Here is a 12307-nt window from a genome sequence, read left to right on the forward strand (position 1 = left end):
CCCCACGAGGTGGGGAGGAAAGAACGATCACACCACGATGTTGACGATGCGGTTGGGGACGACGACGATCTTTTTCGCCGGCTTGCCCGCCATGGCGCGCTGAGTCTCGGGCAATCCCAGCGCCTGCGCTTCGGCGACATCCTTGGCCACGTCCTTCGCCAGCCGCATGGTGGCGCGCAGCTTGCCGTTCACCTGGATGGCCATGGTGACCTCGTCGTCGGCCAGCAGCGCCGGATCCGGAACGGGCCATGATGTGTCGGCCAGCAAGCCCTGGCCGCCGAGCATCCGCCACAGCTCTTCGCCGAGATGGGGCGTCATCGGCCCGATCAGACGAACGAAAATGTCGAGCGTCTCGCGCAGCGCCCAGCGATCGTCGATGGACGACGGCTTGAACGCCTCGATCGCGTTGGCGAGTTCATAGAGACGCGCGACGCCCTTGTTGAAATGAAAGCGCTCGATGTCTTCGCCCACGCCGACGATCGCGCGGTGCGCTGCCCGCCGCAGCGTCATCGCCGCGTCGGAGAAGGTCGCCGGCTTCGCCTCGGTCGCCGGCGGCAGATCGGCAATGGCGCCGCTCAGCAGGCGATAGAGCCGCTGCTGGAATCGCCAGGCACCGGCGACGCCGGCTTCGGTCCACTCCAGGTCGCGCTCGGGCGGCGAGTCCGACAACATGAACCAGCGTGCGGTGTCGGCGCCGTAGTCGCGGATGATCTGGTCGGGATCGACGACGTTCTTCTTCGACTTCGACATCTTCTCGGAGCGGCCGACGCTGACGGGCGATCCGTCGCTCAGCCGCACGACGCTGCCGGCGTCGTTGCGCTTCACCTCATCCGGGAACAGCCAAGTGCCGTCGGCGGCGCGGTAGGTTTCGTGGCAGACCATCCCCTGCGTGAACAGCCCGGCAAAAGGCTCGTCGCGATCAGCCAGGCCGACCGTGCGCATGGCGCGCGTCCAGAAGCGCGAATACAGCAGATGCAGGATCGCGTGCTCGACGCCACCGATATACTGATCGACCGGCATCCAGTACTCGTGCTCGGCCTTGTCGAACGGCGCCGTAGCGCATGTGGCCGACGTGAAGCGGTCGAAGTACCAGCTTGAATCGATGAACGTGTCGAACGTGTCGGTCTCGCGCCGCGCCGGCTTGCCGCATGACGGACAGTTGACGTGCTTCCAGGTCGGGTGCCGGTCCAGCGGGTTGCCGGGCGTGTCGAACTCGACATCCTCCGGCAGGGTCACCGGCAGGTCTGCTTCCGGTACCGGCACGACGCCGCAGCTCTCGCAATGGATCGCCGGGATCGGGCAACCCCAGTAGCGCTGCCGCGACACCAGCCAGTCGCGCAGCTTGTATTGTACCGTGCCCTTGCCGGCCCCCTTCTCCTCCAGGTGGCGGACGATGGCGCGCTTGGCCTCGGCCACGGGCAAGCCGTTGAGGAAGCCCGAATTGTAGAGCGTGCCGTCGTCGACGTAGGCCACGTCGCGGATCACGAACTCGGCTGCATTCTCACCGGGCGGCAGCACAACCGGGATGACCGGCAGGCCGTACTTGCGGGCGAAGTCGAGGTCGCGCTGATCGCCAGCCGGGCAACCGAAGATGGCGCCGGTGCCGTAGTCCATCAACACGAAGTTGGCGACATAGACTGGCAGGGTCTCGCCGGGTTTGACGATGTGCTTTACCGACACCGCCGTGCGATAGCCCTTCTTCTCGGCGGTCTCGATCTCGGCGGCGCTGGTGCCAGTGCGGCGGCAGTCGGCAATGAAGTCGGCCAGCGCCGTGTCGCTCTGCGCCAGGCGGGTTGCCAGCGGATGGTCGGGCGAGATGGCCATGAACGAAGCGCCGAACAGCGTATCGGGCCGCGTCGTGAAGATCTCCAGCGTTTCGCCAGCGGTTACGCCCGGGCCCGTCAATTCGAAGAAGACCCTGGCCCCTTCGCTCTTGCCGATCCAGTTGGCCTGCATCAGGCGCACCTTCTCGGGCCAGCGCTCCATGGTATCGAGGCGCTTCAGCAGTTCGTCGGCAAAGTGCGTGATCTTGAGGTTCCACTGCGCCAGTTTGCGCCGTTCGACCGTGGCGCCGGTGCGCCAGCCCTTGCCGTCGATCACCTGCTCGTTGGCCAGCACCGTGTTGTCGACCGGATCCCAGTTGACCCAGGCCTCCTTGCGGTACGCCAGCCCGGCTTTCCAGAAGTCGAGGAACATCTTCTGCTGGTGCCGGTAGTAGGTGGGATCGCAGGTCGCGACCTCGCGGCTCCAGTCCAGAGACAGGCCCATGACCTTGAGCTGGGCCTTCATGGCTTCGATGTTCTGATAGGTCCAGGTCTTGGGGTGGACCTTCTTTTCCATCGCCGCGTTCTCGGCCGGCAGGCCGAAGGCGTCCCATCCCATCGGGTGCAGCACGTTGAAGCCCTTGGCGCGGCGATACCGCGCCACCACGTCACCCTGGGTATAGTTGCGGACGTGACCCATGTGGATGCGCCCCGACGGATAGGGGAACATCTCCAGGACATAGTATTTGGGCTTCGACGGGTCGGCGACCGCCGTGAAGGTTCCGCGCGCCGCCCAGGTCTTCTGCCACGCCGCCTCGGTCTCGCGGAAATTGTAGCGCACCGGCTCGTTACGGCCCTCGGTGCTGGTCAGTTGCGACACGATCCCTACTCCCACTGCGCGCTGGTGCGACTGCGGAGGCAGCACATCACCTTGCGAAAACCGGATCGCAGCGCATGCCGTGCCATCCCAGCGGCGTCAAGGTCGTTGTCATGCAGCCATTAAGTAATCTTGCAGTGCAAAAACATGAAATAAATCCTGCGACGGGACATTCTCTGATTTGGTTCGGCCGCGTCCTTGGCTACGGTAGGGTGTCGAACCGCGGTTGGGGTCGCCTTCCTGTCACGCGAACCTGGGATGATCGGGTCATATGTTGCGGGAATGCCACACCTTTCAGAATTCCAACGCCGCGTGCACTGAAACTGCAGATCAAGACTTTAGGCTAGCGCGTGGTCCGGGTTAGATTGTTCGACGGCAGGAAGAGAGAGACCGCCATCCCTGCGGAGCGGTCCCTAGGGATAGGCGTTAAACGAGAGAGGGGAATGGGTATGCGGAAAACATTGCTGGCAGGTGTCTCCCTCGGCGTCCTGATGGCCGGAGCGGCCCAGGCCCAAGTGCAGACCGGACCTGGTTTCTTTGGCTACCTCGACGGCATGTACATTCTGCCGGGCAAGACGGGCGTCAGCGAGGCGTTTAACCTCGGCGGCAAGGCCGGCCGTGGCAACGGCTGGGGCATTGACGGCAAGCTCGGCTATCGCTTCGACGGCGCGTTCGATCTCGCGTTGGGCGGCCGGTACTTCGATCGTAACAAGGGCAAGGGCGCCGGTGTCTTCGATTGGCATGGCACGAAGAACACCTATTGGAACGTCGACGGCGAAGTCGGCTACAACATCACGGGCCCCGGTTACGGTGTGCGGCCGTTCATCGGCGTGCGTTATCAGCAGTGGCGCTCTTCGTTCTCGGATAGCGTTGCGCCGCTCTTCGGCTATGGCTCGTACTCCTGGGGCATCGGTCCGAAGATCGGTGTCGATGGCTCGCTCCGTCTGACGGATATCGTCAGCCTGTTCGGCGGCGTCGATACGTCGTTCCTGTACAGCAAGACGAAGGGCAGCACGAGCGTCCCGCCGGGTGGCGCCCTGAACAGCAAGCGTCTGGTTTGGGATATCGGCGCGCGCATCGGCATCGACGTCGAGGTGTCGCCGCTGGTCCATCTGGGTGTCGGCTATAAGTTGGAGTGGTTCGACGGTGTGAACCACGCCTTGGCGCAAGGTGGCGGCGGCCCGAAGGGTCGCTCGGGTGAGCTGGTCCACGGACCGTTCGTGCGTCTGGCCTACAACTGGGGCGCACCGCCTCCGGGCGTTGCGGCACCGCCGGTCACCCCGCCGGGTCAAGTCCGCTCGTTCATCGTCTTCTTCGACTTTGACCGGTCGAACCTGACGCCGACGGCAGTCAACACGATCAAGCAGGCGGCCGATCAGGCCAAGGCGGGCCGCACGACGCGGATCGACGTGACGGGTCACACCGATCGCGCCGGCACCGACGCCTACAACATGGCCCTGTCCCTGCGCCGCGCCAACGCGGTGAAGGATCAGCTGGTGCGCAACGGTATCCCGGCGACGCAGATCGTCGTGGTTGGCCGTGGCGAGAGCCAACCGCTGGTCCCGACGGCCGACGGCGTGCGCGAGCCGCAGAACCGCCGTGTCGAGATCGTCCTGAACTAAGCGATCCGACAGGATCGAAAAGCGACGGGCGCCCCGAGGGGCGCCCGTTTTGCTTTGACTTCCAGCGACGACCGGCGTCGCTCCCCTCCCCGGCGGACTTCCCCGCTGGGACGGAATCGCCGCGCTAGCTTATTGGCCGGTCTGCGCGATACGCAGTTGCCGGGCGCGGGTCAGAATCTGGTTTTCCAGCTCCAGGCTGGTCCGGGGATCGACGTTGGCATCCACCCAGCCGCGATTGCCCGCCATGGTCTGGCGGAAGACGGACGCGCGCACACCATCAGCGCGCAGGTCGCGATCCAGGATCGTGACCTGAACCTTCATCCGTTCGTTGGGGTTTTCCGGTGGTGTGTACCAATCAGTGATGATTGTTCCGCCAAAGGGATCGGCCGATGCCAGCGGCATGAAGGAAACCGTATCGAGCGAGGCACGCCACAGGTAGGCGTTGACCGCAATACCGGGTTCGTCCAGGCCTTTCCTCTTGTCGTCCCGCGAACCGAACAGCCCACCGGGACCGAAGAGTCCACTGTCCGACGGCTGCGTACGGCCACCGATGCCCCGCTGAATGGCATCGCGGCGCCGGTCGATCGTCTCGGAATCCGAGCCCTGGTTTTGACTGCACCCAACCAGGCCACCCATTGTCACCATGACGACAAGACCGGCGAGTGCCGCTGCACCCGGGCGGACGATACGAATCATCGAGTACTGCTCCTGCGCGACCGAACACTCCCTGAATCCGGCCGCTGCCTCAGACGTCGGGCATGACTGCCCATGTCGTTTGTTATAGGGGCACTTCCGATTGGGCGGCAAGGCCGCTGACACGCCGGACCATGGAAGTGATTGAATATTTTCATCTGTGAGTGGGGGCATTTCGGGCGATTCCAATTCCCGAATCAACGTTGCCGAACGTCCGTCTCGATTAAAAACTCACAGAGAATGTGAATTGATTATTCGCTTAATTTGAAGTCTCAACTCCGCCGGCTCAGGGCATTCGTAAATGGCAAATAATGGTGGAGCCACAATCTGTTGCCGAATAGACACACCTTCCGAAAGAATCATGTCAAAGCCCTTTGGTTTCTTGACCCTGATTACGACCCGGTGGTTACATGAGTCGTCGTCCGTTCGTGGCGGGGGCGGTTTGTTGGCCGGCTCAGGCTTAGACCCCTCGAACCGGCCAACACGGTCCGACCTGCGTAGCGTACTTCAGACCCACGAGAGAGGGAGAACATGAAAAAAGCACTACTGGGCACGACCGCGCTGGTCGCCGGTGGTCTCATCGCCGCGCCGGCGATGGCCGCCGACCCGATCAAGCTCGAACTGCGTGGTTATTTCCAGGCGATGATCGCCATCGGTCATACTGACAGGGATGCTGCCGGCAGCTATCGCCCGGAGAACTTCAAGTACGAAGGCGAAATCTGGTTCACCGGTACGACGAAGCTGGACAACGGAACGTCGATTGGTATCCGCGTCGAGTTGGAAGCTTGGTCGCAGGGCGGTGGTTCCACGAGCACCAACGATCAGCTCGACGAAGAGTACATCTTCGCGTTCGGCGATTGGGGCCGCATCGAATTCGGCGGCACCGACTCGGCGTCGTTCAAGATGCAGTACTCGTCGCCGTCAGCGTTGATCGGCTGGGGCTTCAACGACCACAACTTCAACTACTTTGGTAGTGCTTTCAGCACTGCCCAAAACGCTGGTCGTGGCGGCAACATCCTTGGCACCGGCGCTGCCCACAATGCCGGTTTCAGCGGTGACTCCAACAAGCTGACCTACTTCACGCCGCGCTTTGCCGGCTTCCAGATCGGCTTCTCGTACACGCCGTCGTTCTCCGCCACGGCGTCGGCGGCCGATTGTCGCTCGCGCACGGCGGGTGGCAACTTCAGCAACTGCCCGCGCAACGGCAACGCTTGGCACAACGGTCTCGACATCTCGGCGAACTACCTGAACAAGTTCGGTGACGTGTCGATCGCGTTGTACGGCGCCTATGCGACCGCGGGCTTTGATCGTGGCGCAGCTGGCGTGAACAACGCGGCGAACCCGAACATCTTCGGCCGTTACAAGTCGTGGGCAGTCGGTGCGCAGATCGGCTTCTCCGGCTTCACGCTGGGCGGCGGTGCTGGTCGCGACAACAACGGCCTGCGGGGCAAGAACGCCACGAACTGGTACACCGCGTCGCTCATGTACGAAACGGGTCCGTGGCAGCTGTCAGCGGGCTGGTGGGGCGGCCGCAACAAGGACGCCAACGGCGGCACCGCGGGCGCACCGGGCAAGGACAAGCTCGATTACTTCGAAATCGGCACCAACTACGCGCTCTCGCCGGGCATCAAGCTCACGGGCGGCGTGATCTACTACATGGGCTCGGGCCAGACCAAGAGCGAGAAGGCGGACTCCTGGGCCGTCATCCTCGGTACGGCTTTGACCTTCTGATACCGATACTCTCGGGTCTGAGTAGGGAGAGCGGGCTTCGGCCCGCTCTCTTTTTGTGTGGTGCCTACCGTGCCAACAGGCGCGCCAGGACCGCGTTAAGCACCTGGCGACCAGTCGGCGTGGCACGCAGCCCATGCTCATCAGCCACGACGAAACCGCCTTCAATCAACTGTCGCAAAGCCTGTGCATCACAAGCGGCGACCGGATCGACACCGGTGACGCGCCGGAAGGCAGCGCGATCGATCCCGTCCACGAGGCGCAGTCCCATCATCATCGCTTCCGCGATCAGATCGGGACCATCGACTGTGCTGTCCTCGACCGTGGCATGGCCGTCCGCCTCGACCTGTTCAAGCCATGCCTCGGGCCCTGTCACTTGACGTGTGGCGCGCTTGCGCACGGTACCCGCATCAGCCCGCGTGAGACGGCCATGGGCGCCGGGGCCGACGCCGACATAGTCCTCGTAGCGCCAATAGGTGAGATTGTGCCGGCAGGTCCCACCGGAACGGGCGTGATTGGAGATCTCGTAGGCGGGCAGGCCGGCGTCGCTCAGTTGCGCCTGCGTCGTCTCGAACAGGGCCGCCTGCGTGTCCTCGTCCGGCAGGGTGAACAGGCCGCGCGCATGGTCCTGCCAGAAGCGCGTCCCGCGCTCGATGGTGAGCTGGTAGACCGACAGGTGATCGCGGACGAAGCCCAGCGCATGCTTCAGCTCGGCTTGCCATCGATCGACGGTCTGCCCCGGGCGAGCGTAGATCAGATCGAACGAGTGGCGCGGAAACGCGTCGCGCGCCAACGTCAGTGCGGCAACGGCTTCGTCGACGTCGTGTTCCCGACCGAGAAAGTGAAGCGCGTCACGGTCGAAGGCCTGGACACCCAGTGACACGCGGTTGACGCCGGCACCGCGCAGCGCCTGGAACCGACCAGCTTCGACCGACGTCGGATTGGCTTCCAGCGTGATCTCGACGTCGTCCGCCACCGACCACAGGTTCCGGATCGACGCGATGACGGCGGCCACGGTCTCCGGCGGCATCAGGGATGGCGTGCCGCCGCCGAAGAAGATGCTGGTAACGGTGCGGCCGGCGGTCTGCGCCGCGTAGTGCCACAACTCCGCCTGCAGTGCGTTGCGCCAGCGGCGCTGATCGACGGTATCGCGAACGTGGCTGTTGAAGTCGCAGTACGGGCACTTCGACCGGCAGAACGGCCAATGCACATAGATGGCGAAGAGCGGGTCGGGCATGGTGCCTATGCTCGGCAGCAGCGTGGATCCATACTGACCCGCGCTGGCGTTGTCACCCGAAGCACGCGGCGATCAGCTTGCGAAACGCCGCGCCACGGTGGCTGATCGCATTCTTGGCTGACGGTTCCAGCTCAGCGCACGTCAGCGGCGAGCCCTCAGGCCGAAACGTCGGATCATAGCCGTGGCCGCCGTTGCCGCGCGGCGGCCAAACGATATGGCCCGGCATCTCGCCGCGCACCACGTCGCAGTGGCCGTCGGGCCATGCCAGCGCCAGCACACAGACAAAGGTTGCACGCCGGGCCTCCGGCGTGTCGGGGATGTCGCGCGCCTGTAGTTCGCGCTGGATGCGGGTCATGCCGACCAAAGCATCCCGCGTCGGGCCCTCCCAATCTGCCGTGACCACGCCGGGCTGACCATCCAGTGCCGCGACACACAGACCGGAATCGTCGGCCAGCGCCGGCAGTCCGGCTGCGGCGGCCGCGGCGCGCGCCTTGAGTGTCGCATTGTCCTCGAACGTCACGCCGGTTTCCTCAGGCGCTGCAAGCCCCAGGTCGGCCGCCGATACGACGGCGACGTCATAGCCGCGGAGCAGCTGGCGGATCTCGTCGGCCTTGCCGCGGTTATGCGTGGCCACGACGAGCTTTTGTCCTGTCAAACGGCGCACCACTCTTGGCCCCCGGATCTCAGGCCGAGAGGCCCAGCGCCGTGCGCTGAGCCGCGCACAGTTCGCCGATCCCCTTGCGGGCCAATGCCAGCAGCGCCAGGAATTCCGCTTCGCTGAAAGGGTCCTTCTCGGCTGTGCCCTGCACCTCGACGATGCCGCCGGTGCCGGTCAGGACGAAGTTGGCATCGGCCTGGGCGCTGGAATCCTCGGGATAGTCGAGATCCAGCACCGGCGTGCCCTCATGAATACCGCACGAAACCGCGGCCACCTGGCCTGCCACGGGATTGCGCGCCAGTTTGCCGCCGCGCACCAGCCCGTCGACGGCCAGGCGCAGCGCCACCCAGGCGCCCGTGACGCTGGCGGTGCGTGTGCCGCCATCGGCTTGCAGCACATCGCAATCGATCTTGATCGTCGTATCGGGCATCGCTTCCAGGTCGATCACGGCGCGCAACGCCCGCCCGATCAGGCGTTGGATCTCCTGTGTGCGGCCTGACTGGCGGCCGCGCGCCGCTTCACGGTCGGTGCGGGTATGGGTCGAGCGCGGTAGCATGCCGTACTCGGCCGTCACCCAGCCGCGACCGGTGTTGCGCAGGAAGCCTGGTACCTTGTCCTCGACGCTGGCCGTGCACAGCACGTGCGTGTCGCCGAATTTGGCCAGACACGAGCCTTCGGCATGGCGCGAGAAGCCGGGGACGAGTTCGATACGGCGGAGCTGGTCGGGCGCGCGGCCGGATGGGCGCATGATGGTCTCTTTTCCTGTTGTGCTGACGACACCAACACCGGAACGTATTGGGCCGACAACTACTATTTGCTGCGGTGCGATCGCGCGTTGACGCAGGACACACCCAAGCCTAACTCTTTGGTCATCGGAGGTGCAGCCAGCAATGAGCCGCGTCAACCGTGTAGAACCTTCCCAGACCGCCGCGTCGCGGCTCGAAACCAGCATCGCGCGCACGCTGGCTGGTGCGGGCGCGCCCGTCGCCGAGCTCAACGAGCGGGCGCGCGAGGTCTTCCGGCGTATCGTCGAGGCCTATGTCGAGAGCGGTGAACCGGTCGGTTCGCGCACCCTGACCCGGCGCCTGACCGAGCAACTGTCGCCGGCCACCATCCGCAATGTCATGGCCGACCTGCAGGACGCCGGGTTGCTGTTTGCACCTCACACGTCGGCGGGCCGGGTTCCGACCGACGCCGGCCTGCGCCTGTTCGTCGATGGCCTGCTCGAGATCGGCAACTTGTCGCAGGAGGAGCGCGATAATATCGATGGCCGTTGCGCCGCCGTTGGCCGCAGCGTCCAGGACGTGCTGGGCGAGGCATCCAGCCTGCTGTCCGGCCTGTCGCGCTGCGCCGGCATGGTCATCGCACCGCGCATCGAGCAGCCGCTGAAGCATATCGAGTTCGTCAATCTCGGGCCCGGCCGCGCGCTCGTCGTGATCGTCACCGAGAACGGGACGGTCGAGAACCGCATCATCGAAACGCCGCTGGGTTTGCCGCCATCGGTTCTGATCGAGGCCACCAACTACCTGTCGGCGCGTCTGGTGGGCCGCAATCTCGACGAGGCCCGTCGCATCATCGAAACCGAACTGAGCGCCCAGCGGGCGCAGCTCGACGCACTGACCCAGCGAATCGTCGAGGCGGGGCTCGCGACCTGGAGCGGCGAGCCGGGCTCGGCGCTGATCGTGCGCGGTCAGGCGCGGCTATTGGAGGATGTCACGGCGCTGGAGGATCTCGAGAATGTCCGGCGCCTGTTCGATGCGTTGGAACGCGGTGAATCGTTCAAGCGGCTGCTGGAGCTGGCGGGCGGCGCCGAAGGCGTGAAGATCTTCATCGGTGCCGAAAACCCGCTGTTCGGCCATGCCGGATGCTCCGTCATCGTGGCGCCGTTTCGCAACAGCCAGGAGCGGATCGTCGGCGCCATCGGCGTTGTGGGGCCGACCCGGATCAACTATGCGCGCATCGTGCCAATGGTCGACTATACGGCCAAGGTTGTCGGACGGCTGGTGGGTTAGGCGTCAGGCTGCTGCGACCCGCGCCCGTTCGACGATGGCACTGAGATCGAGCCCCGACGGTAACGTGCCAAAGGCGTGGCCCCCGTAACCGTCGAGGCGCGACGCGCAGAAGGCATCAGCGACGGCGTGGGGCGCATGCTGGACCAGCAGGGCGCCCTGCAGCGCCAGGGCCAAGCGTTCGACCAGTGACCGGCCACGCGTTTCGATATCGGCGGTATTGCGCAAATCGGCCTCGAGGCGATCGGCAATGGCGTCAAGCCGACGATCGTTGCCGCGCGCCCGACCGATATCGGCGAAGAGGGCCGCCAGCGCCGGCGGGTTGCGGCGGATGGCGCGCAGCACGTCCAGCACGACGATGTTGCCGGACCCTTCCCAGATGCCGTTCAGGGGCGCTTCGCGATAGAGCCGGGGCATGACGTGCTCTTCGACGAAGCCGTTGCCGCCATGGCACTCCAGCGCTTCGTGCACGAAGGGCGCCGCGCGCTTGCAGGCCCAGTACTTGGCCACGGGCGTGGCGATACGTTCGAACAGCGCCGCCTCGGCATCACCCCGGCGTGCTGCGTCACAGGCCCGCGCCAGCCGGAAGGCCAGCACGGTATGTCCTTCGCTTTCGATGGCGAGGTCGGCCAGCACGTTGCGCATCAAGGGCTGGTCGGCCAATGCGCGCTGGAAAGCGCGCCGGTGTGCCGTGTGATGCAGGGCCTGGGTCAGGGCCTGGCGCATCAATCCGGCGGAGCCGATCGCGAAGTCGAGCCGCGTGAGATGGATCATCTCGATGGCGGCTGCGATGCCGCGGCCTTCCTCGCACAGGGCCCAGGCGAAGGTGCGGTTGAACTCGACCTCCGAGGACGCATTGGAGCGGTTGCCCAGCTTGTCCTTGAGGCGCTGGATGAAGAACCGGTTGCGCTGTCCGTCCGGCAGCGACCGGGGCACCAGGAAGCAGGTTGGGCCCTTGTCGGTGTAGGCCAGCGTGTAGAAGGCGTCGCACATGGGTGCCGAGCAGAACCATTTGTGGCCGCTGATCTCATAGGGCTCACCGGGTTCGGCGCGGCCCAGGGCCTGCGCGCGCGTCGCGTTGGCGCGCAGGTCCGAGCCACCCTGCTTCTCGGTCAGGGTCATGCCGATGGTCGCGGCCGTCTTCTGGGTGATCGGGATCGGCCGCGGATCGTAGTGCGTGGCGTTCAGCGCCGGGATCCACTCGCGGGCGACCGACGGTGTCTTCGCGAGCAGGGGGATCGCCGAATAGTTCATGCCGGTCGGGCACGCGGTGCCGTTTTCGGCCTGGTTCCACAGGTAGCTGAGAGCCGCACGCGCCACATGCGATCCGGTACGGTCGTGCGTCCACGCGAAGGAATGCACACCGGCACCGAAGGCATGGCGCATCAGCTCGTGATAGGCAGGGTGGTACTCGACGAAATCGATGCGATGGCCCGTGCGGTCATGCGTCCTGAGTTCGGGCGTATGGCGGTTCGCTAGCCGCGCCGCCTCCTGTACCGCTGCGCTGCCGACCGTGGCGCCCAGCGCACGGGCCTCGCCGGTTGCCCAGCCACCGCCCTCGCGATCGAGCGCTGCCACCAGCACGGCGTCTTGGGTGTAGGCGTTGTAGTCGACCAGCGGCGGCACCTGATTGGTCACCTCGTGGGTGACGGGATCCGTCGCGAATGGTGCGGGCATGCGAGCCTCCCTTGTAGTGAACTAAGATTCACTTCTTAAAGAA

The 12307-nt window shown here is 65.1% G+C and carries 9 protein-coding genes; 3 read left to right on the forward strand and 6 right to left on the reverse strand.

The genetic code is table 11. The features are described 5' to 3' along the window. Nucleotides 1–27: 27 nt before the first annotated feature. The gene (gene leuS, locus FQU96_RS00120) at nucleotides 28–2643 is read right to left on the reverse strand and encodes a leucine--tRNA ligase (RefSeq protein WP_255467745.1); all 2616 of its coding nucleotides are present in this window, start codon (nucleotides 2641–2643) and stop codon (nucleotides 28–30) included. Between the two features lie 440 nt (nucleotides 2644–3083). On the opposite strand from leuS, the gene FQU96_RS00125 reads away from it, so the two are divergent. Then, nucleotides 3084–4262 carry an OmpA family protein gene (locus tag FQU96_RS00125; protein WP_218574560.1) on the forward strand — a complete coding sequence of 393 codons (1179 nt, stop codon included), beginning with the start codon at nucleotides 3084–3086 and terminating at the stop codon, nucleotides 4260–4262. 129 nt (nucleotides 4263–4391) lie between these two features. Here FQU96_RS00125 and FQU96_RS00130 read toward each other — a convergent pair whose 3' ends face one another. Next, complete coding sequence (locus tag FQU96_RS00130) at nucleotides 4392–4958, reverse strand: DUF3576 domain-containing protein (protein ID WP_218574561.1); 567 nt, start codon at nucleotides 4956–4958, stop codon at nucleotides 4392–4394. 528 nt (nucleotides 4959–5486) lie between these two features. Between FQU96_RS00130 and FQU96_RS00135 the strand changes: the two genes are divergently transcribed. Continuing rightward, entirely contained in the window at nucleotides 5487–6686 is a 1200-nt protein-coding gene (locus tag FQU96_RS00135) for a porin (protein ID WP_146538811.1), read from the forward strand. Nucleotides 6687–6750: 64 nt separating this feature from the next. On the opposite strand, the gene hemW is transcribed toward FQU96_RS00135, so the two are convergent. The 3 genes from hemW to rph are packed head-to-tail and all read right to left on the reverse strand — an operon-like array spanning nucleotide 6751 to nucleotide 9326. Next, nucleotides 6751–7920: a radical SAM family heme chaperone HemW gene (gene hemW, locus FQU96_RS00140; RefSeq protein ID WP_178130215.1), complete on the reverse strand. Its 1170-nt coding sequence runs from the start codon at nucleotides 7918–7920 to the stop codon at nucleotides 6751–6753. 52 nt (nucleotides 7921–7972) lie between these two features. Beyond that, nucleotides 7973–8554 (reverse strand): non-canonical purine NTP pyrophosphatase, encoded by a 582-nt coding sequence (locus FQU96_RS00145; protein WP_255467747.1) that lies wholly within the window; start codon nucleotides 8552–8554, stop codon nucleotides 7973–7975. A gap of 49 nt (nucleotides 8555–8603) precedes the next feature. Then, on the reverse strand, nucleotides 8604–9326 hold the full coding sequence (rph, locus tag FQU96_RS00150) for a ribonuclease PH (protein ID WP_146538814.1): 723 nt from the start codon (nucleotides 9324–9326) through the stop codon (nucleotides 8604–8606). A 142-nt stretch (nucleotides 9327–9468) separates the two neighbouring features. On the opposite strand from rph, the gene hrcA reads away from it, so the two are divergent. Continuing rightward, a complete protein-coding gene (gene hrcA, locus FQU96_RS00155) occupies nucleotides 9469–10590 on the forward strand; it encodes a heat-inducible transcriptional repressor HrcA (protein ID WP_146538815.1) in 1122 nt (373 codons plus the stop codon). A gap of 3 nt (nucleotides 10591–10593) precedes the next feature. On the opposite strand, the gene FQU96_RS00160 is transcribed toward hrcA, so the two are convergent. Continuing rightward, nucleotides 10594–12264: an acyl-CoA dehydrogenase family protein gene (locus tag FQU96_RS00160; RefSeq protein WP_146538816.1), complete on the reverse strand. Its 1671-nt coding sequence runs from the start codon at nucleotides 12262–12264 to the stop codon at nucleotides 10594–10596. Between the last annotated feature and the right edge of the window lie 43 nt (nucleotides 12265–12307).

The sequence above is a fragment of the Reyranella sp. CPCC 100927 genome, assembly GCF_007859315.1.
Taxonomy (GTDB): domain Bacteria; phylum Pseudomonadota; class Alphaproteobacteria; order Reyranellales; family Reyranellaceae; genus Vineibacter.